The organism is Mesorhizobium monacense (assembly GCF_056781675.1).
In genome coordinates this window covers 5,815,478-5,835,717 of the sequence record NZ_CM165567.1, presented here as the reverse complement: position 1 = coordinate 5,835,717, position 20,240 = coordinate 5,815,478, and the positions used below count along the sequence as shown (strand labels likewise).

Genomic DNA, 20,240 nt, shown 5'->3' with positions numbered 1-20,240 from the left:
AGGATAGCTAAGCATTCCCAATCAGCACGCCGGCCGCGAACACCAGCGCGCCGCCCAGCACGACCTGGAAGGCGGCGCGCCAGAATGGGGTCTGCATGTAGCGGTTCTGCACGAAGGCGATCGTCCACAATTCGAAGAACACCACTACGGCCGCCACCACCGTCGCCGTCCAGAAGAACGGGATGAGATAGGGCAGCGCGTGGCCCAAGCCGCCCAGCGTGGTCATGATGCCGACGGTCAGCCCGCGCTTCACCGGCGAGCCGCGGCCCGACAATTTGCCGTCGTCGGAGGCGACCTCGGTAAAACCCATCGAGATGCCGGCGCCGATCGAGGCGGCAAGCCCGACCAAAAAAGTCTGGAACGTGTCGTGCGTGGCAAACGCCGCGGCAAAGATCGGCGCCAGCGTCGACACCGACCCGTCCATCAGCCCGGCCAGCCCCGGCTGCACATAGGTCAGGATGAACTGGCGCTGCTCGGCGCTTGCCTCTTCGATCTTGACCTCGCCTGGCACATGTTCCTGTTCCAGCTGATGCGCCGAGCTCTCATGGCCCTGCTCGGCCGCCGCCAGATCGCCGAGCAGCTTTCTGGTCGAGGCATCGGTGGTGCGTTTGGCCGCCTCGACATAGAACAGATAGGCCTGCCGCTCCATCGCCTCGGCCTGCCGGCGCACGGCGTCGATGCCGAGCGGCCTGACCAGCCAGTCGGGCTTGCGCTCGTAATAGCCTCGCACATGATCGCGCCGGATCAGGGGAATGCGCTCGCCGAAGCGTTTTCTATAAAGCTCGATCAGCGAATCGCGGTGGCCGTCCTCCTCTTCCGCCATCGCCTCGAACACCTTGGCCGATTGCGGGAAGCTTTCCGCCAGTCCGTCGGCATAGGCGCGGTAGATGCGCCCGTCATCCTCCTCGGAAGAAATCGCCAGCGCCAGGATCTCCTGCTCGGACAGCGAATCGAAGGAACGGCGGCCGAAGCCGAAAACACGGGAAAGCATGAGGAAGTCACCCTAGTTTAGAACCATTCTAAACTAGGGGTTTGGGCATCGCCGGTCAATCACGCATCACCGGGAAGGTTCAAAAAATGTTGAACCGGGCCAGTGTCGCCAGCCCTTCATTATCGGCGAACGTTCACTTATATAGGTAAACCTAAGCCAAAGAAGGAAGCCATGGATGACCGATAGGCCGCACGCATATACATTTGACCCAAAGCCCGTCCTCGACCTCATCGCCAGCATCGAGGCCGATCTGCAGCGCCTCAAAGGCCTGGTCGAGCAGCAGGTCGAAAAATTCGATCCCGCCAACCCGCACAACAAGACGCCCGACGGCAAGCTGACCGAGGAGGGCGTCGAATGCTGCTACCGCATGTTCGACGAGGGCAAGTCGCGCTATTCGGTCGCCCAGCAGATGAAGATCTCCTTCGCCGCCGCCACCCACCGCTTCAACGCCTGGCGCAAGGCTGGTGGCGGCAAGCGACGGAAGACATTGCTGGGGTGAGGACCAGGTTCGCCGCAGGCGAATTGAAAGGTTCTGTGGACCTTTCAAAGGGTTCGAACCGGGGAGCTGCCGGAGGCAGCAGGCCCCGTCTGAGGCAAAGGCGATTTTGTAACGGTCACATTTTTTCGTTGGCATGCTGCCGCATTTTCCGTGCACCATGAGTGGACCCACCTTCCTGCAAGGCCATCCCCATGACCGCTACCCTTCCCGGCATTGCCGACATCCACCACGCTGCTGCCCGCCTTTCCGGCCTGATCGTTGAAACGCCGCTGATCGAATCGCAAGAACTCAACAAGCGCTTCGGCGGGCGCATCCTGTTCAAGCCCGAGACGCTGCAGCGCACGGGCTCGTTCAAGTTCCGCGGCGCCTACAACAAGCTGTCGTCGCTCAGCGAACAGGAGCGCAGCCGCGGCGTCGTCGCGTTTTCGTCGGGCAACCATGCGCAAGGCGTCGCTGCTTCCGCTGCGATGTTCGGTGTCAAGGCGATCATCGCCATGCCGGCCGACGCGCCGGCAATGAAGATCGCCAATGTCCGCAAGATGGGCGCCGAGGTGGTTGCATTCGACCGCGTCCGCGAGGACCGCATGACCGTCGTTCGCCCTTACATCGAGCAGGGCATGGTGCTTGTGCCGCCCTACGACGATCCCAGGATCATCGCCGGTCAGGGCACCATCGGCCTCGAACTGATACGCCAGGCAAAGGCGCTTGGTGCAAGCCTCGACGCCGTCGTCATTCCCTGCGGCGGCGGTGGCCTCTCCAGCGGCATTTCGATTGCGGTCAAGGACGCTTCCCCGGGCACCTCGGTCTGGGGCGTCGAGCCCGAGCATTTCGACGACACCCGCCGCTCGCTGGCCAACGGCGCCAGGGTCATGAACGAGCCCGGTCATCAATCGATCTGCGATGCGCTGCTCGTCGCCGAGCCGGGTGCGATCACCTTCGAGATCAACCGCAAAAACCTTTCCGGCGTCATTGCCGTCTCCGACCAGGCAACGCGACAGGCGATGCGCGACGCCATGGCCCATCTCAAGCTGGTCGTCGAGCCCGGCGGCAGCGTCGGGCTGGCGGCACTGTCGTCGGGCGAGATCGACCTTGCTGGCAAATGCGTCGCCGTGGTGCTCTCCGGCGGCAATGTCGATTTCGGCACCTATGCGGAAATCATGTCGGCGGCCTAGGGTGAAGACGGGTTCGGGGTCGCGCGCCTCTTTTCACCTTGCAAGGATCGGAGGGCGTGGGGCCAAATAGCTCTGCCCACGGGAGTCGTCAAAGCACGAACGTCTTGCCGACCGCAGATGGAGCGACCCTCTCGCCATAGGCGGCCGCAAGTGCGCTCATGGCGCGCCAACCCGTGCAGTGCCCGGGTGAAATCAATTGCAGGTCAAACTGCGCCAGCGCTTCGACCGTCTCCGGGATATTTGGCTCGGTGATCCCGGAGAGGTGGAAGCCGCCAAACACGGCGTAGAGCGGGATATCCGGAAACCGTGCCTTGGCGTGCGTCAGAACGTTGATCAGGCCGGCGTGCGAGCAGGCGGTGAAGACGACTTGCCCTTTGCCGGCCACGTTGATCGCCACGAAACGCTCGTCCGGCATTACTTCGTCCAGCTCCCAACTGCCTGCCGCGGTCTGGCGATACTGGCCGGGAAACCCGCGTTCGAACCGGGTCACGCGAGGGATTTCGCCGCTCACATAGAACGTCTCGTCAAAAAGCAGCAGCTCATCTCGGGTAATGATGACATCGGCGCCGTTTCCGGACAGGACATCCACGCTCGGCACCAGTTCCATCGGCCGAAACTGCCCATCGCCGGATTTGGTCGCGCGCAAGGCGAACATATCGGGATGCATGTAGGTCGGGATACGCTGCCCGCCATTGCTCATCGTGATCATTTGGAGGGCGCGCGGCATTGCACCGGCATGATCCCAGTGACCATGCGACAGCATCACCGCGCCGACTTCCCCTAGATCGACGCCGAGCCTGACCACGTTGCGCTCAAACACCCATTCCTCGGGCCCGGTGTCGAACAGGAGTGAGCGGCTGGCGGGTCCAGTCCGGGCGGTGATCAAGCAGGACAGCCCATGCGCGGCGCAGCACAGGCATTTCCCGGTTAGCCATTGCATCCCCTGTCGGCGGTGGCGGGCGAACTCGGTCTCGACGAAACCAGGATTCGACGAGAGACTGTCGGTCGCGTTGTCGACCAGAAAGATGATCTCTGCAGTATCGACGGCTTTCATGGGAGCGGCCCGCCTGACGATGCATAGGGGCCGCCATTCTATCCAATTCTGGTGCCGCGCACAGCTCCGATCGGCATCCAGAGCCTATGCATTTCCTGACCCTAATCCAGCGTCCGCCTGAACCGCACCAGCGCCACGCCGGCAAACAGCGCCACGAACACCACCAGCCAGCCGATCTCGGTCGCCACGGCCGGCAATTCGGCGCCCTTCAGCATCACCGCGCGGATGATGCGCAGGAAATGCGTCAGCGGCAGGATCTCGCCGAAGATCTGCGCCCAGTCCGGCATGCCGCGATAGGGGAACATGAAGCCGGACAGCATGATCGACGGCAGGAAGAAGAAGAAGGTCAGCTGCAGTGCCTGCATCTGCGTGCGGGCAATGGTCGAAATGGTGTAGCCGAGCAGCACCAGTGCCAGCACGAAGATCAGCACGGCGGTCAAGAGCAGCGATATCGAGCCGGTGAAGGGAATGGCGAACAGAAGTTTTGCCGCCGCCAGCACCACCACCACTTGCACCGCGCCGACCACCAGATAAGGCAACACCTTGCCCATCATGATTTCGAGCGGGCTGGTGGGCATGGCGAGCAGGTTCTCCATCGTGCCACGCTCGGTCTCGCGCGTCAGCGCGATCGAGGTCATCATCACCATCGTCATCTGCAGGATGACGCCGAGCAAGCCGGGCACGATGTTGTATTGCGAAATGCCTTCGGGGTTGTAGCGCCGATGCACCACCACTTCGAGCTGGCCCTTGGCGCTCTCGGCGGCGGCCTCCTGCATGCCGCGCGCCCGAAGCAGCGCCTGGTTGGCGACGGTGCCGAGCGTCGAAATGGCGCCGCTGGCCACCGCCGGGTCGGTGGCGTCGGCCTCGATCAGGATCTGCGGGCTGTCGCCGCGCTCGACCCGGCGGGCGAAATCGGCGGGAATGGTGACGACGAAGGCGACGTCGCCGCGCGACATCAGGAACTCGGCTTCGGCGGCACTTTGCGCGACATGGTCGAAGCGGTAGTAGCCGGTGGTCTGCAGCGCCGAAACCATGGCTCGTGTATAGGGATCGCTGCTCGTTGCCACGAGCGCGGCCGGCAGGCTCTTCGGATCGTTGTTGATGGCATAGCCGAACAGCACCAGCTGCATCAGCGGCACGCCGAGCATCATGGCGAAGGTGATGCGGTCGCGCCGCATCTGGATGAACTCCTTGATCAGCAGCGCGCCGAGCCGGGCGAAGGAAAAGACGCTGTTCATGCCATATTGTCCTTCGAGCCGGACATGAACTGGATGAAGACATCCTCGAGGCTGGTCTCGCCCGGCGCCACCGTCACACCCTTATGCTTTTTCTCGACATCGGCGAGTGCTGCCTGCAGCGCCCTCCTGTCGGAGCCGACGACATGCAGAGTCGCGCCGAACGGCGCCACCTGGTCGACGCCGGGCCGGCCCTGCAGCGCTTCGGCCACCTGGTCGAGGCGCGGACCTTGCAGCACGAAAGTCGTCAGCCCGGCATTCTTCACCACCTCTTCCACCGTGCCGGTGGCCAGCATCTTGCCGTAGGAGATGTAGCTGATCCGATGGCAGCGCTCGGCCTCGTCCATGTAATGGGTGGAGACCAATACGGTCAGCCCGCCGCTGGCGAGGCGATGGATCTCGTCCCAGAATTCGCGCCGGGCCTTCGGGTCGACGCCCGCGGTCGGCTCGTCGAGCAGAAGCAGCTTCGGCTTGTGCATGATGCAGGCCGCAAGCGCCAGCCGCTGCTTCCAGCCGCCCGACAGCGTGCCGGCGAGCTGGTTGCGGCGCGTGGTCAGACCAAGGTCTTCCAGCGTTCGCGCCACGTGCTCCTCCACCGGCTTCAGCCGGTAGAGCCGGGCGACGAATTCGAGATTCTCGCCGATCGTCAGATCCTCGTAGAACGAGAATTTCTGCGTCATGTAGCCGACTTCGCGCTTGATGCTGAGGCTGTCGGTGCGGATGTCGAAGCCGAGCACCGTGCCCTCGCCCTCATCCGGCGTCAGCAGACCGCACATGATGCGGATGGTCGTCGTCTTGCCCGAGCCGTTCGGCCCGAGGAAACCGACGATCTCGCCCTCGGCCACCGTCATCGTCACATGGTCGACGACGGTTTTGTCGCCGAAGCGCTTGACCAGGCCATGGACGTCGATGGCGTTCATTTAGCGCCATCCGCCAGATCGACGTCGACGATCTGCCCGGGCTGCAGGGCACCCGCATCGCCCTCCGGCCGCGCCTCGACCAGATAGACCAGCTTCTGCCGGTTCTCGAGCGAGTAGATCACCGGCGGCGTGAACTCCGGGTCGGGCGAGACATAGCTGACGCGCGCCTTCACATCCGGCCCGCAGCCGTCGCAATGGACGCCGAGCAGCGTGCCGACCTTGACGGACGAGAACGCGCTTTCCGGAATGTAGACGCTGAGCTTCAAGGCGCCGTCCGGCAGCATCGAAATCACCGGCGCGGTCGGCCCGGCGGTGTCGCCCGGATTGCGGATCACGTCGTTGACGCGGCCGGGCGAGGGTGCCGCCAGCACGCGCTTCGACAGCCGCCATTGCGCTTGCTCCAGCGCCGACTGCGCCTGCTTGACCTGGTTGTCGGCGGCCTTGATCGTTTCGGGGCGCGCCGGCAGACCGCCGACGGCGAGATTGGCCTCCGCCTGGCCGACCTGCGCATTGGCGGTCTCCAGCGTCGCTGAGGCCGTGTCGTAGTCAGCCTGCGTGCCGGTGCCGCGCTTGAACAGGTCGCTGGCGCGGTCGTATCTGCGCCTGGCGTTGGTGGCCTGAGCCTTGGCCATGTCGACCTGCGCCTTCAGCACCGCGATCTCTTCCGGACGCTTGCCGACCTGAAGGTCCGCAAGTTGCGCCTCAGCCTGCGCGAGCGCCGCTTCGGCCTGCGCCACGGCGATCTTTGCGTCGGCGCTTTCCAGCGTCACCACCGGCGTGCCCGGCGCGACACGGTCGCCGCGCTTGACCGCGACCGTCTCGACCTGCGCCACCTCGATTGGCGCCAGGAGCACATAGTCGCCCTCGACATAGCCGACGGCTAAAGGTGCGGCGGGCGCGCAGGCGCCGAACAGCTGGGCGGCAAGCGGCAGCGAACAGAGAAAACTCATGATTTGCCCTCCTTGCGGGCGGCCAGACTATGGGCGGTAAGAATCGCGCCGAGATTGTCCGCCGTCACCGCCACCACCTTGGCGGCTTCGGTCTCGCCGATCTCGCGCCAGCCCATCCTGCGCATGACTGCCTCGCGGCCGATGCGGAAATAGATGACCTGGCCGATCAGCGTGAACACGGTGAGCCGGGTAGCCTCGCTTTCGGCCGCCTCGCCCGTCGCCTGTTCCCACATCTGGCAGAGCCGGCGATGCGTCGGCTCGAACACCCCGCCATAGATGCGATCGAGCGCCGCCGTTGGATGCGACAGCTCTCTAAGTACGAATTGTACGATCTCGCCGGCCTGCGGGCTTGCCACGATGAAGCCCACCATCCGCTCCAACGCCGTGAAGAGCTGCGCCCGCGCCGCCTCGGGAGTGGACGGTGAGCCCGCCTGGGCCGCGCCGGTGGCCTGCCCGGCTATCACCTGGATGGTGTCGACGATATAGTCGGCGGCGGCGGCCCGCAGCCCTTCCTTGCCGCCGAAGTGGTAGGCGATGGAGCCGATATTGGCTTTCGCCTCGGCCGCGATCTCGCGTGTCGAAGTGCCGTCGAAGCCTTGCCGCCCGAACAGCTTGAGTGCCGCATGCACCAGTGCAGCACGTGTTTGGTCGGCAGGCGAAGCTTCGCGATGCAAAGGTTTGGCGCTCGTTTTCCTGCCCATGAGATTGATTTAATCAATCGATTGATTAAGGTCAAATTGATTCTCAGCTTCGGCTTGCCATCCCGAGCCTCTCGCGCTTTAGTGCGCGGCCATGGGCAAGGAAGTCGAGCGCAAATTCCTGGTCTCCAGCACCGCTTGGCGTGAGCTGGTCGAGGCGCATATCCGGATTCGACAATTTTACCTTGCCGCCGCGCCCGGCCGCACGGTGCGCGTGCGCATCAGCGACGGCACCTCGGCCAAGCTGACGCTCAAATTCGGCAGCAAGGCGCGCGAGCGCGACGAGTTCGAATATCCGGTCCCGCTCGCCGAGGCCGAGGAGATGCTGGCGTTCGCCATCGGCCATGTCATCGAGAAGACACGCCACCATGTTAGGCATCGCGGCTATCTCTATGAAGTCGATGTATTCGGCGGAATGCTGGCGGGGCTTGTGGTTGCCGAACTCGAGACGCCGGAAGACGTGCCGGACGAAATGCTGCCAGATTGGCTCGACCGTGAAGTCACCGGCGAGCACAGGTTCTACAACGCGTCGCTCGCCCTTGAGGGGATTCCGGAGATCGCCGCATGAGCTTTCGCATCGATCCGCGCCTGCCGCTGACCGGCGAGGTCAGACGTATCCTCGCCGAAGAGGTTGGCAAGGCGCTCGCCCATCTGGATGCAGCGCGCGACAATCCCGAGAAGGCGCTGCACAAATGCCGCAAGCGGCTGAAGAACGCCCGCGCGTTGCTGCGACTGGTCCGTTCCGGTGACGAAACATTCTGCAAGACCGAGAACGAGTGCTATCGCCATGTATCGGCCCTGCTCGCCGGCCCGCGCGAGGCGACGGCGCTGATCGAGACCATCGACCGTCTTGCAACAAGCTTTCCCGAGCAAACCGCCGGCGGCGGTCTTGATCCCGTCCGCGACAGGCTGGTGGTGCGCCAGCACGAGATGCATGCGGGCGCCGGCCTCGACGCCGCCATAGGTGCTGCGACCACCGCTTGCGCGGAAGGTCTCGGCCACATCGACAGGCTGGTCCTGCCCGATCAACCGGAACAGGCCGCTGATATCCTGGCCGACGGCGCCCGTACCACCTTGCGCCGGGCTCGCAAGGCGCTGGACAAGGCAGGTTCCCGCGGCGCGGCCGATGATTTCCACGATCTGCGTAAGGCGGCCAAGACCCACAGCATGCATCTGTCGCTGCTCGGCCGGCTGTGGCCGACGCCGATCAAGGCCCGCCGCAAGGCGGTCGACGAACTGGGCGAGCGGCTGGGCGACCTGCATGATGTGTTCGTCATGCGCGCCCTTCTCGATACCGATGGTGAGCCGCTCGGTTCGCCGGAGGACACAAAGCTTCTCGCCAAGCTGCTGAAGCGCTCGGAAAAGAGCCTGAAAAAGACTTGCCTCGCCGATGCGGCCGAACTGTTCGGCGACAGTCCCAAGCGGTCGACGAAAAAACTGGCGCGCAAGGTGCGCGACGACCTGGCCGGCGCTGCTCAGGAAGATGCAGGCCTGCCCGTCGCCAGCTGATCATGGTCCAGACCGCCGGTCTGTGCTAATCGCCATCTACGATGACCGCGCCCGCCGAAACGTTTCTCGACCGCCTTGGCCGCTGGCTTGCCGGCCGGCTGCTGGACGAATCCTCCGGCTACGAGCCGTACACGCCGTCCGACGCCGAAACGCTGCGGCGCACGCTCCAGCCAGGTGACGTCCTGCTCATAGAGGGCAACCAGAAGATCTCGGCTGTCATCAAGTATTTGACGCAGTCGACCTGGTCGCATGCGGCTTTCTATGTCGGCGACGCTCTGGCTGAACCCGAGGATGGATCGGAGCGGCGCTGCCTGATCGAGGTCACGCTCGGCGAAGGTTGCGTCGCCGTGCCGCTGTCGCGTTACCGCACCTATAACACCCGCATCTGCCGGGCGAGCGGCCTGGCGCCGGAAGACCGCGACAAGGTCGTCGCCTTCATGATCGGCAAGCTCGGTCTGAAATACGATCTCAAGAACATTTTCGACATGCTGCGCTTTTTCCTGCCGACGCCGCCGGTGCCGGTGCGCTGGCGCCGCCGCATGCTGGCCTTCGGCTCCGGCGATCCGACGCGGGCCATCTGCTCGACGCTGATTGCCGAGGCCTATGGCCAGATCCGCTATCCGATCCTGCCCGAGGTCACGCGCGCGCCCGGCCGCGCTTCGGCGCAGTCGAGCTACATGCGCCGGGAAATCCTGCACATCCGCCACCACTCTCTCTACACGCCGCGCGACTTCGACCTGTCGCCCTTCTTCCGCATCGTCAAGCCGACGCTGGAATATGGCTTCGACTACCGGGCGGTGACCTGGGGCGACAAGGCTGCCGACGCAGAAGCGAAGGTGGCCGAATAGCTAAGCGGGCATCGGTCGCCGTGCCCTGGAGGCCGGATCTTTTGCTTTCGCAGCGGCATCTCGTGCGTGCGGGCCAACCGGCATGATCGCCGGAAACGGCGTCGCGCCGAACGCAAAGGTCCATTTGTAGCCGATAAGCGCCTCTTCGGGCGTCGTGTGCTGGTCGTGATGGGCAAGCAGCTTTGCGCGTTCCGCCAACTCTTCCGCCTCTCGCCGCACCATCTCAGCCGTCTCCGGCCGCATCCGCCGGGAGAAGCTGACGAATGTCGCCTCACGCTCCAGATGGTTGATCGCCCAGCCGATGAAATTCTTGTTGGTCGTCTCGAACAACGGCCTGAGCGGGCCGTCGAAATTCCATTGGATCGGCGTCTCGACCAGCAGCCTCGCCGAGAGGCCGCGGCCGAGCGCGATCAGGCCGAGCTCCTCGAGGTCGCGCAAATAGAGGAACATCGAGGCTTCGCTCAGGTCTTGCGAGCGCATGATGCCTTCGGGCGTGAATTTCTCGGACAGCATGATGAAGACGAACAGCAGCGCCGGCCGGCTCGCGAGCTTGCGCTCGATCTCCGGCGCCACATGGTTGGCCGGCCCCGGTCCCCGGTTCATCGAGCCCAGCACGTTCTCCAGCTCGACCTCGGCAGCAGTGCAGATCTCGACCAGACGGTCGAGCTTGCAGTTGCGCTCATGGAAGATGCGCTTCACCGTCGGCTCGGAAACGCCCATGCGCTCCGCCAGCATGCGATAGGTGAGGCCTTTTGCCTTCAGCGTTCGTTTCAGCGCCTCGAAGATCGGGCCGTTCATGGAATGCACCTCTTTCGCGCGATTTCGTATCGATCTTCGATACTAACGCCAAGAGGCCTTTCGGAAAAGTATCGAAAAAACTAGCTCTCCACCGTCACCACAGGAGAGCAACCATGAAGACCCTCGTCACTTCGATACTCCTCGCCATTGTCGGTACCACGGCGGTGCCCGCTGCCCAGGCCGGCGAGATCTGGCGCGCTTCCGGCTTCGAGCAGCCCGAGTCGGCCCTCTTCGACGCCGCCAACAAGCGCATCATCGTCTCCAACATCGTCGGCAATCCCGGCGAGGCCGACGGCAACGGCTATCTGTCGGTGCTGTCGCTTGACGGCAAGATCGTCACCCGGCACTGGACCGACAGCATGGACGCGCCCAAGGGCATGGCGATTTCGGGCGGCAAGCTTTACGTCGCCGACATAACCAAGGTCCGCGTCGTCGACCTCGCCAGCGGCAAACTGGTTTCAAGTATCGATGTTCCGAACGCGGTCTTCCTCAACGATATGGCCGCCGACGCTTCGGGCAAGGTCTATGTCACCGACATGCTGGGCGACACGATCTACCGCATCGACGGTGACAAACCGGAGCTGTTCGTCAAGGACGCCGTGCTTGCCTCGCCCAATGGCGTCTTCGCCGACGGCAACAGGCTGATCGTCGCCTCCTGGGGCAAGGGCATCAAACCCGATTTCAGCACCGCCGAGCCCGGCGGCCTGCTGTCGGTCGATCTCGCCACCAAGGCGGTCACGCTGCTGCCCAATGCCCAAAAATTCGCCGACCTCGACGGCGTCATCGCCATCGGCGACGGCATCTATGCCACCGCTTACATGACCGGCACGCTCTACCGCTATCACGAGGGCACTACGCCGGAGGTGGTCGCGACCTTCAAGCCGGGCAGCGCCGACATCGGCACCGACGGCAAATCGACCATCTACGTGCCTCTGATGAACGAGGGCGAAGTTGTCGCGCTGAGCCTCGACTGAGAGAGGCAGCCGGCCGTATCGTTTTCGACCGGCCGGCTCAGGCTCCAGATACGGGCCCCTTCAATTGCGCCCGCGCGTCCCGGATCGAGGCGGCATAGGTCACCAGCGGCCGTTTGACGCCGTGGTTGATCAGCATGCGCCTTGTCTGCGGCGAAGCGCCGGCGATGATGAAGCGCACGCTGGCGCGCCTGGCCTTGTGGGCGGCGCCTTCGATGACATTGGCCGCCGTCGAATCGAAGAACGGCACCGCCGAGCAGTCGAGGATGAAGTTTTTGCGCTGGTCGGCGATGCGGTCCAGCACCGTGCCGACGGTCGAGGCGGCGCCGAAGAAGAAGGCGCCCGAGATCCGGTAGACGACGGTGTCGGCATCGCTGGCCTCGCTGGAATCATAGGCACTGGCGCTGTCGGCGACGTCCTCCGGCACCAGCGACTGATCGGCCTCGACCGCAATGCTCTTGGCCATGCGGTCGATGAACAGGATCGAGCCGAGCACGAAGCCGACGACGATGCCCTCGGTAAGATCGCGGAAGACGACGATCAGGAAGGTCGCCAGCAGCACCAGCGCGTCGCCGCGCGACGTGCGCAGCAGCGTGGCGAAGGCCTGCTTCTCGACCATGTTCCAGCACACCACCGCCAGTACGCCGGCCAGCGCTGCCAGAGGGATGTAGCTGGCTAAGGGTGCCGCCACCAGCATCAGCGCCAGCAGGATCGCCGCATGGATCATGCCGGACACCGGCCAGTGCGCCCCGGCCCGCACATTGGTGGCGGTGCGGGCGATGGTGCCGGTGGCGCAGATGCCGCCGAACAGCGCCGATGCGATGTTGGCGAAGCCTTGCGCCACCAGCTCGCAGTTGGAGCGGTGCCGCCGTCCGGTCATGCCGTCGGCGACCACGGCCGACAGCAGCGATTCGATCGCGCCGAGCAGCGCAAAGGCGATGGCGTCAGGCAGCACGTCGATCATCCTGTCGAGGCTTACCGGCGGCAGGGACGGCATTTGCAGGCTGCGCGGGATGCCGCCGAAGCGGGTGCCGATCGTCTCGGCCGGCAGCGAAAGCAGCGCCACGACCAGCGAGGCCAGCCCGATGGCGATGAGCATAGCCGGCCATTTCGGGCGCCAGCGTTTCAGGCAGGCGATGGTGACGATGGTCAGCACCGCCACGAAGGTCGCGGCGAAATTGATGGTGCCGGCGGCCTCGCCGACCGCCATCAGCTTCGGCACCAATGGCCCGGGTTCCTTGCCGGCAAGCTTCAGCCCGAACAGTTCGACGATCTGGCCGGAGAAGATGATGACGGCGATGCCGGCGGTGAAGCCGACGGTCACCGGATAGGGATGAACTTGATGTAGGTGCCGAGCCTGAGATAGCCGATGGCGAGCAGGAAGACGCCGGCCATCATCGTCGCCAAAAGCAGCCCGTCGACGCCGACGCGCGCCGTGGTCGCCGCCACCAGCACGATGAAAACGCCGGCCGGCCCGCCGATCTGGAAGCGGCTGCCGCCGAGCGCCGAGATGATGAAGCCGCCGACGATCGAGGTGTAGAGGCCGCGCTCCGGCGTCACGCCCGATGCAATGGCGATCGCCATCGACAGCGGCAGCGCCACGATGGCGACGGTCAGCCCGGCGATGGCATCGGCCCTGAAATGTTCGAGCGTGTAGCCCTCGCGCAGCACCGTCACCAGTTTGGGCGTGAACAGTTCGGCAAATGTCGGCTTTGCCGGTTTTCGGGCCGGTTGATGCGTTGCCCTCCGCGCTTGATCCATGGACTGCCTTCCGCTCCCTATGCATGTCGCCCAAAAGTGTGCAGCGGCTTTTGGGACAACGACATGCATAAAACAAAGACCTAAGGCGCGACGCGCTTTAGGCGCGGGGATCGTCGGCAGGACTGTCGGCGGTCGCCGTCGCGACTTATGCCGGCTCAGCTTTCGGATTGGGCGGCGCGACCGGCTCGAGGCGTACGCCCCTGCCGCCGCGCTCGCTGGCTTGGTTCTCGCCGATCAGCTCCACCCCGGCCTCGTCGAGAGCCTGGATGACCTTCATCAGCGTGTCGACCACGCCCCTGACGACGCCGTCGCTCGCTTCCATGCGCTGAATGGTCGGAAGCGAAACCCCGGCGCGCTCGGCTAGCGTCTTCTGATCGATGCCGGCCAGCGCCCTTGCGGCGCGCATCTGCGCGGCGGTGATCATCGGCCAGAACCCTGGTCTGAGTCTGCAGTATCAATGGATAATATAAGGATCATGATGTTTCAAGCGTCATTATGAACGGATGAAACATGGGTCATTCGCTATCCGCCACCGCTTTGCGCCGCTGCAGCACGCGCGCCACCAGCCAGCACAGCATGGCCCAGGCGAAGCCGGCGCACCAGCCGGCCAGCACGTCGGAGGGCCAGTGGACGCCGAGATAGACGCGGCTGATACCGACCAGCACCGTGGTCAGCACCGCCAGGCAGAGCACGAAGATCTTCGTCGTCCGCCCATGCAGGAAGCGCGCCGCCAGCGAGCCGAGCGTCAGATAGGTCACCGCCGACAGCATGGCGTGGCCGCTCGGGAAGGAGAACGACGTCTCGTTGACGAGATGCGAGACGAGATCCGGCCGCGGTCGGTCGATACCGGCCTTCAGCAGGCTGGACAGCACCTGGCCGCCGGCCACGGCGACGAAGATCAGCAGGGCCGTTGCCGGCCTGCGGATCATCAAAAGATAGACGATCACCGCCGTTACGATCAGCACCAGCACGCTGGCGCTGCCGAGGCTGGTGATGTCGCGCATCGCCCCTTCCAGCCAGGGCGGCCCGATTGGGCTGTCGGGTTGGCCCGCCTTGCGGAAGGCAAGCAGGATTTCGGTGTCGAAGGCATGCGGCGTGCTCGCCCGCGCCACCTCCATCAATTCCTCGAACCCCCACAGCCCGCCGGCGATCACCAGGCCGGCCAGCAGGACCGGGAATTCGATGCGGTTGAGCAGCGTGCGAGCGAAGGTCTTCATGGGGTCTCGCTAGAGGCGCGGTTGCAGATGGGGCCCGAGCATGATCAGCCCCACCGCCGCGACCGCCAGCACGATGCCGGTCGCTTGCAGCGCGTTGACGCGCTCGCCGAAGAACACCAGCGCGACGACATTGACCGATACCAGCTGGATCACCGCCGAGAGGCTGAACGACACCGACATGCCGAATTCGCGGATCAACCTGAGCATGATAAGATTGCCCAGCGAATAGAGCGCCAGCGTCACCACGATCTTGCCCAGGCTTGGCGCCAGCCCCCATTGCTTGGCCGCCGTTGCCGCCAAGAGGAAGATCACGGTCGAAATGCCGAGCTGAAGTAATCCGGAAAGACTCACTTTTTGTCCCTGAATGACGTTTGTGGCAGCCCTTGTTTCCGAAGCGTGCCGGGACGTCAAGCAACGTCCATCGCACCAAGGTCCAGCTCGTGATTGAAACCGGCTTACAATGTCACGAAAGTGTGATCAGCCGACTGTAAGGGTCGAACAGGTACCCATGCTCCAGCCACTCCAAAAAGCCAGAGGCAAGCCCCCATGACTGAACATCGCTCGACCGACGCCCGTTTCCGCACCAGCCTGCTCGAGGAGAATGACGGCCCGGCCATCAATCCCACCGACAACCGCACCATGGGCGAGATTATCGCCTCGCGCTTTTCGCGCCGCGGTTTTCTGAAAGGCTCGCTCGCCGTCTCGGCCATCGCCGCCACCGTCAGCCCGCTGGCATTGGTCAGTGCCGACAACGCCCGTGCCGCCGTAGGTTCCGCCTTCAGCTTCGACGAGCTCGAGGCCGGCATCGACGACAAGCATCACGTCGCACCCGGTTACGATGCCGATGTTCTGTTGCGCTGGGGCGATCCGCTGTTTGCCGATTCGCCTGAATTCGACCCGACGAAACAGTCGGCCGAGGCCCAGTTGAAACAGTTCGGCTACAACAACGACTATGTCGGCTACATTCCGATCGACGGCTCGGCGGAGCACGGCCTGCTGGTCGTCAACCACGAATACACCAACTCGCATCTGATGTTTCCGGGCATCGTGAAAGTCGTCGAGAAGGAGGGCAAGAAGGCGCTCGAAGTCGCACCGCTCAGCAAGGAGCAGGTCGATGTCGAGATGGCAGCACACGGCGGCACCATCGTTGAGATCCGCAAGGAAGCGGGCAAATGGCAGGTCGTGCGCGACGGCAAGCTTAACCGCCGCATCACCTCCAACACCGAAATGGCACTGTCCGGCCCTGCCGCCGCCCATGACCGCCTCAAGACCACCGCCGACCCGTCCGGCACCAAGGTCATCGGCACCTTCAACAATTGTGCCGGCGGCGTCACGCCCTGGGGCACCTATGTCATGGCCGAGGAGAACATCCACGGCTACTTCTCCGGCGAACTGCCGGCCGACCACAAGGAAGCCGCCAACTACAAGCGCCTCGGCATTCCCGAAGGTGCCTATGAGTGGGGCGCGCACTACGACCGTTTCGACCTCGCCAAGGAGCCGAATGAGGCCAATCGCTTTGGCTGGATCGTCGAGGTCGACGTCAACGATCCCACTTCGACGCCGAGGAAGCGCACCGCAATGGGTCGCTTCAAGCATGAAGGCGCTGAATCGATCATCGCCAAGGATGGCCGTGTCGTCTTCTATCTCGGTGACGACGAGCGCTTCGACTATGTCTACAAATTCGTCACCAAGGGCACGTTCAACCCGAACGACCGCGCCGCCAACATGAACCTGCTCGACGACGGCACGCTGCACGTCGCCAAGTTTGCCGAGGACGGCTCGGTCGAATGGCTGCCGATCGTCTTCGGCCAAGGCCCGTTGACTGCCGAAAACGGTTTTGCCGATCAGGCCGACGTCCTGATCGAAACGCGCCGCGCCGCCGACCTGCTCGGCGCCACCAAGATGGACCGCCCCGAGGACATCCAGCCCAATGCCGGCAACGGCAAGGTCTATGTCATGCTGACCAACAATTCGAAGCGCAAGGCCGAGCAGGTCGACGCCGCCAATCCGCGCGCCGAGAATGCCTTCGGCCACATCATCGAGATCGTCGAGGACGGCGGCGACTTCACCGCCACCAAGGGCAAGTGGGAAGTGCTGCTGAAGTGCGGCGATCCCTCGGTGGCCGAAGTCGGCGCCACCTTCTCGACGGCCACGACAGCCAATGGCTGGTTCGGCATGCCGGACAATTGCGCCGTCGATTCGGCCGGGCGCCTGTGGGTCGCCACCGACGGCCAGGGCCCGAAGGCCACCGGCCGCACCGACGGCCTGTGGGCGGTCGACACCGAAGGCTCGGCGCGCGCGACCTCAAAGCTGTTCTTCCGCGTGCCGATCGGCGCCGAAATGTGCGGCCCGCTGTTCGCGCCGGACGACCAGACCGCTTTCGTCTCCGTCCAGCATCCGGGCGACGGCGGCGAAGACTGGAAGCCATTTGGCCGGCCCTCCTACTACGAGGATCTGTCGACCCGCTGGCCCGATTTCAAGCCGGACATGCCGGTGCGGCCGTCGGTCGTCGCCATCACCAAGCAGGGCGGCGGCAAGATCGCGGTCTGACCAGGCGGCGACAATGCGCGATACGAAGGAGGGCCTGGAGACGGCCCTCCTTTTTTTGACGGCGGCACTCCATGTCGGGAGACCGATCGTACGGGCTCGGCTTGGCTTTGCCGCCTTTTGGCCGAGATTGCCCTGCAGATGGCACCGATGCGCCCTCTATGGCGCATGCGCGATATGATCGATAATCAGGTCGCGTCAGTGCGACTGATTCGAGGCCCGTGGGCTGGCGGGTCTTCCTTTCGACACGCGGACCGGCCATGCCCTCCTTGCGCATCACCATCGACAGGTTTCTTGAAGGCGCAGCACCCAAGGTTCCGCGCCAGGAACTGACGCATGTCGAGCGCCTGGCGCTGGTTCGCCGGCATGGCGATTTCTCGCTCGCCTACTCGACCGCCGTGCAGCAGAAACTGTCCTATTTCGGCGACAGCGACGGCTACATCGCCTTCGGTACCAAGATGAAGCACCATTTCGCGCTCGGCGACCCGGTGGCGCCTGACCGACCCGACTACATCAGACGTTTCGTCGAAGCCGCCAGCGGCCCCTGGTTCGTGCAGATCGGCGCCGAGACCGCGCGCGTGCTGGCCTCGCTCGGCTATCAGGTCAACCGCCTGGGCATCGACACCAGGCTGCCGCTGCCCGACCATGATTTCTCCGGCAAGCGCAACGAGACGGTACGCTATTCCGAACGCTGGCTGCTGAAGAAGGGCTATTCCTTCGAGGAAGACAGGCGCAGCATCTTCCTCGACGAGATCGCCAGGCTGTCCGAGAACTGGCGCGGCGAACGCATCGTCAAGCGCTGGGAGATGGGCTTCCTTAACCGGCCCTTCGCCGACCATCTCGGCGCCGACATGCGCCGTTTCGTGCTGCGCGGCCCCGATGGCGAGCTCGTCGCCCTGCTCGACTTCGATCCTCTGTTTCGCGACGGCAAGGTCATCGGCTACACCACGGCCTTCAAGCGCAAGCATGTCGACGCCACCGCGCATGCCGAGATCGGCCTGACCAAATTCGCCGTCGACCGCTTTCGCGAGGAAGGCATTTCCGTCGTCACGCTGGGTCTGTCGCCCCTGGTCGGCATCGAAGCCAGCGGCTTTGCCGAAAATAGCTTCTGGCGCAGTGCTTTCCAGCGCGCCTATGTTTCGCCCTGGGTCAATCGCTCGAAGTTCAATTTGCAGGGCCAGGCGGCATTCAAGCGCCGCTTCCACGGCCAGGAGCAGCCGACCTATGTCGCCTTCCGCAAGGGGAGGCTGGTCGAGATGCTCGGCCTGCTGCGGCTCGTGAAAGCAATCTGAAGCGGCCGCCCGGTCAGTTCCTTAGCCGGTAGCCCGTCCTGAAGATCCAGGCGACGATCGCTATGCAGATCAGCAGAAAGACGACCGTCATGCCGAGGCTGATGCCGACCGAGACATCCGACTTGCCGTAAAAGCTCCAGCGGAACCCGCTGATCAGATAGACGACCGGATTGAACAGCGTCACCGTGCGCCAGATGTCGGGCAGCATGTTGATCGAATAGAAGCTGCCGCCCAGGAAGGTCAGCGGCGTGATGATCAGCAGGGGCACCAGCTGCAACTGCTCGAAGCTCTTGGCCCAGATGCCGATGATGAAGCCGAACAGGCTGAAGGTCACCGCCGTCAGCACCAGGAAGGCGAGCATCCAGACCGGATGTTCGATGTGAAGAGGCACGAACAGCGACGCCGTCGCCAGGATGATGAGGCCGAGGATGATCGACTTGGTCGCCGCGCCGCCGACATAGGCGATGACGATCTCCAGATAGGACACCGGCGCCGACAGCAGCTCGTAGATCGAGCCGACGAATTTGGGGAAATAAATGGCGAAGGAGGCATTGGAGATCGACTGCGTCAAAAGCGACAGCATGATCAGCCCGGGCACGATGAAAGCGCCGTAGCTGATGCCGTCGATCTCGGTGATGCGCGAGCCGATGGCCGAGCCGAAGACGACGAAATAGAGCGATGTCGAGATGACCGGCGAGATGATGCTCTGCAGCACGGTGCGAAAGGCGCGCGCCATTTCCATCCGGTAGATTGCCCATACTGCACGAAAATTCATGGCGCGCAGGTTCATGGCTCTTGCCTCAAAAGATTGACGAATATCTCCTCGAGCGAGCTGTTTTCCGTGTCCATGTCGCGGAAATGGATGCCGGCGGCCTCGAGGTCGCGCAGCAGCGAGGCGACGCCTGGCCGGTCGCTCTGGTTGTCATAGGTATAGGTCAGTTGCTGGCCGCCCGGCGACAGCTCGAGCGCATAGCGCGACAGTTTCTCGGGGATGGCCTCGAGCGGGCTGCGCAGCTCCACCAAAAGGCGCTTGCGGCCGAGCTTGCGCATCAATTCGGCCTTGTCGTCGACCAGGATGATCTCGCCGCGGTTGATGACGCCGACGCGGTCGGCCATCGCCTCGGCCTCCTCGATGTAATGCGTGGTCAGGATGATGGTGACGCCGTCCTCGCGTAGCCGGCGCACCATCTCCCACATGTCCTGCCGCAGTTCGACGTCGACACCGGCCGTCGGCTCGTCGAGGAACAGCACGCGCGGCTCGTGCGACAGCGCCTTGGCGATCATCAGCCGGCGCTTCATGCCGCCCGACAGCGTGATCGCCTTGGCATCCTTCTTGTCCCACAGCGAAAGATCGCGCAGCACCTTCTCGACGAATGCCGGGTTGGCCGGCTTGCCGAACAGGCCGCGGCTGTAATTGACCGTCGCCCACACGCTCTCGAAGGCATCGATGGTCAGTTCCTGCGGCACCAGCCCGATCAGGCTGCGCGCGGCGCGATAATCTTTGGTGATATCGTTCCCGTCCACCGTGACCGAGCCCGACGAGCGGTTGACGATGCCGCAGACGATCGAGATCAGCGTCGTCTTGCCGGCGCCGTTCGGCCCGAGCAGCGCGAATATCTCGCCGCGTTCGATGTCGAGGTTGATTTCCTTGAGCGCCTTGAAACCGGTGGCATAGGTCTTGGTGACCCCGGAAATCGATATGATTGATGGCATGGCTGAAAACGGCTGCTTGAAACGTGTTGTTGAGCGGAATCCGGTGAATGTCGGTGCGCGCGGCC

General features: G+C 64.0%; 20 protein-coding genes and 1 pseudogene. 8 read left to right on the top strand and 13 right to left on the bottom strand.

Features of this window, described 5'->3' with window-relative positions; all coding sequences use genetic code 11:
* Positions 1-7 precede the first annotated feature (7 nt).
* Positions 8-991, bottom strand: coding sequence for an iron exporter MbfA (gene mbfA / locus AC1RUK_RS27875; RefSeq protein ID WP_481838064.1), 984 nt, complete (start codon positions 989-991; stop codon positions 8-10).
* 175 nt (positions 992-1,166) lie between these two features.
* On the opposite strand from mbfA, the gene AC1RUK_RS27870 reads away from it, so the two are divergent.
* Both AC1RUK_RS27870 and AC1RUK_RS27865 read left to right on the top strand, forming a co-directional pair.
* On the top strand, positions 1,167-1,490 hold the full coding sequence (locus AC1RUK_RS27870; protein ID WP_481838065.1) for a hypothetical protein: 324 nt from the start codon (positions 1,167-1,169) through the stop codon (positions 1,488-1,490).
* 191 nt (positions 1,491-1,681) lie between these two features.
* On the top strand, positions 1,682-2,662 hold the full coding sequence (locus AC1RUK_RS27865; RefSeq protein WP_481838066.1) for a threonine ammonia-lyase: 981 nt from the start codon (positions 1,682-1,684) through the stop codon (positions 2,660-2,662).
* Between the two features lie 88 nt (positions 2,663-2,750).
* On the opposite strand, the gene AC1RUK_RS27860 is transcribed toward AC1RUK_RS27865, so the two are convergent.
* The 5 genes from AC1RUK_RS27860 to AC1RUK_RS27840 all read right to left on the bottom strand — a co-directional run bounded on the left by AC1RUK_RS27860 (position 2,751) and on the right by AC1RUK_RS27840 (position 7,522).
* A complete protein-coding gene (locus tag AC1RUK_RS27860) occupies positions 2,751-3,716 on the bottom strand; it encodes an MBL fold metallo-hydrolase (protein ID WP_481838067.1) in 966 nt (321 codons plus the stop codon).
* Positions 3,717-3,817: 101 nt separating this feature from the next.
* Positions 3,818-4,954: an ABC transporter permease gene (locus AC1RUK_RS27855; RefSeq protein WP_481838068.1), complete on the bottom strand. Its 1,137-nt coding sequence runs from the start codon at positions 4,952-4,954 to the stop codon at positions 3,818-3,820.
* The gene (locus AC1RUK_RS27850) at positions 4,951-5,871 is read right to left on the bottom strand and encodes an ABC transporter ATP-binding protein (RefSeq protein WP_436170051.1); all 921 of its coding nucleotides are present in this window, start codon (positions 5,869-5,871) and stop codon (positions 4,951-4,953) included. Before AC1RUK_RS27850 ends, AC1RUK_RS27855 begins: the two co-directional genes overlap by 4 nt.
* Complete coding sequence (locus AC1RUK_RS27845; RefSeq protein WP_481838069.1) at positions 5,868-6,821, bottom strand: HlyD family secretion protein; 954 nt, start codon at positions 6,819-6,821, stop codon at positions 5,868-5,870. The genes AC1RUK_RS27850 and AC1RUK_RS27845 overlap by 4 nt, the downstream gene beginning before the upstream one ends.
* Positions 6,818-7,522 (bottom strand): CerR family C-terminal domain-containing protein, encoded by a 705-nt coding sequence (locus AC1RUK_RS27840; protein WP_481838070.1) that lies wholly within the window; start codon positions 7,520-7,522, stop codon positions 6,818-6,820. The genes AC1RUK_RS27845 and AC1RUK_RS27840 overlap by 4 nt, the downstream gene beginning before the upstream one ends.
* 91 nt (positions 7,523-7,613) lie before the next feature.
* On the opposite strand from AC1RUK_RS27840, the gene AC1RUK_RS27835 reads away from it, so the two are divergent.
* The 3 genes from AC1RUK_RS27835 to AC1RUK_RS27825 are packed head-to-tail and all read left to right on the top strand — an operon-like array spanning position 7,614 to position 9,876.
* Positions 7,614-8,087: a CYTH domain-containing protein gene (locus AC1RUK_RS27835; protein WP_436170054.1), complete on the top strand. Its 474-nt coding sequence runs from the start codon at positions 7,614-7,616 to the stop codon at positions 8,085-8,087.
* Positions 8,084-9,028 carry a CHAD domain-containing protein gene (locus AC1RUK_RS27830; RefSeq protein WP_481838071.1) on the top strand — a complete coding sequence of 315 codons (945 nt, stop codon included), beginning with the start codon at positions 8,084-8,086 and terminating at the stop codon, positions 9,026-9,028. The genes AC1RUK_RS27835 and AC1RUK_RS27830 overlap by 4 nt, the downstream gene beginning before the upstream one ends.
* A 41-nt stretch (positions 9,029-9,069) precedes the next feature.
* Positions 9,070-9,876 (top strand): C40 family peptidase, encoded by an 807-nt coding sequence (locus AC1RUK_RS27825; protein ID WP_481838072.1) that lies wholly within the window; start codon positions 9,070-9,072, stop codon positions 9,874-9,876.
* Here the strand turns inward: AC1RUK_RS27825 and AC1RUK_RS27820 are convergent, their stop codons facing one another.
* On the bottom strand, positions 9,877-10,674 hold the full coding sequence (locus tag AC1RUK_RS27820) for a helix-turn-helix domain-containing protein (RefSeq protein ID WP_481838073.1): 798 nt from the start codon (positions 10,672-10,674) through the stop codon (positions 9,877-9,879).
* Between the two features lie 113 nt (positions 10,675-10,787).
* On the opposite strand from AC1RUK_RS27820, the gene AC1RUK_RS27815 reads away from it, so the two are divergent.
* On the top strand, positions 10,788-11,648 hold the full coding sequence (locus AC1RUK_RS27815; protein WP_481838074.1) for an SMP-30/gluconolactonase/LRE family protein: 861 nt from the start codon (positions 10,788-10,790) through the stop codon (positions 11,646-11,648).
* A 37-nt stretch (positions 11,649-11,685) separates the two neighbouring features.
* Here the strand turns inward: AC1RUK_RS27815 and AC1RUK_RS27810 are convergent.
* The 4 genes and pseudogenes from AC1RUK_RS27810 to AC1RUK_RS27795 all read right to left on the bottom strand — a co-directional run bounded on the left by AC1RUK_RS27810 (position 11,686) and on the right by AC1RUK_RS27795 (position 14,974).
* Positions 11,686-13,406, bottom strand: a pseudogene (locus AC1RUK_RS27810) (SulP family inorganic anion transporter).
* 145 nt (positions 13,407-13,551) lie between these two features.
* Positions 13,552-13,830, bottom strand: coding sequence for a helix-turn-helix domain-containing protein (locus AC1RUK_RS27805; protein WP_481838075.1), 279 nt, complete (start codon positions 13,828-13,830; stop codon positions 13,552-13,554).
* A gap of 91 nt (positions 13,831-13,921) precedes the next feature.
* Complete coding sequence (locus tag AC1RUK_RS27800) at positions 13,922-14,623, bottom strand: phosphatase PAP2 family protein (RefSeq protein WP_481838076.1); 702 nt, start codon at positions 14,621-14,623, stop codon at positions 13,922-13,924.
* 9 nt (positions 14,624-14,632) lie between these two features.
* Positions 14,633-14,974: a hypothetical protein gene (locus tag AC1RUK_RS27795; protein ID WP_481838077.1), complete on the bottom strand. Its 342-nt coding sequence runs from the start codon at positions 14,972-14,974 to the stop codon at positions 14,633-14,635.
* A 195-nt stretch (positions 14,975-15,169) separates the two neighbouring features.
* On the opposite strand from AC1RUK_RS27795, the gene AC1RUK_RS27790 reads away from it, so the two are divergent.
* Positions 15,170-17,173: a PhoX family protein gene (locus tag AC1RUK_RS27790; protein ID WP_481838078.1), complete on the top strand. Its 2,004-nt coding sequence runs from the start codon at positions 15,170-15,172 to the stop codon at positions 17,171-17,173.
* Positions 17,174-17,430: 257 nt separating this feature from the next.
* Positions 17,431-18,462, top strand: coding sequence for a phosphatidylglycerol lysyltransferase domain-containing protein (locus AC1RUK_RS27785; protein ID WP_481838079.1), 1,032 nt, complete (start codon positions 17,431-17,433; stop codon positions 18,460-18,462).
* Between the two features lie 13 nt (positions 18,463-18,475).
* Here AC1RUK_RS27785 and AC1RUK_RS27780 read toward each other — a convergent pair whose 3' ends face one another.
* Both AC1RUK_RS27780 and AC1RUK_RS27775 read right to left on the bottom strand, forming a co-directional pair.
* Positions 18,476-19,237, bottom strand: a complete 762-nt coding sequence (locus tag AC1RUK_RS27780) for an ABC transporter permease (RefSeq protein ID WP_481839373.1) — start codon at positions 19,235-19,237, stop codon at positions 18,476-18,478.
* Positions 19,238-19,248: 11 nt separating this feature from the next.
* Positions 19,249-20,175 carry an ABC transporter ATP-binding protein gene (locus AC1RUK_RS27775; RefSeq protein WP_481838080.1) on the bottom strand — a complete coding sequence of 309 codons (927 nt, stop codon included), beginning with the start codon at positions 20,173-20,175 and terminating at the stop codon, positions 19,249-19,251.
* Positions 20,176-20,240: the final 65 nt, after the last annotated feature.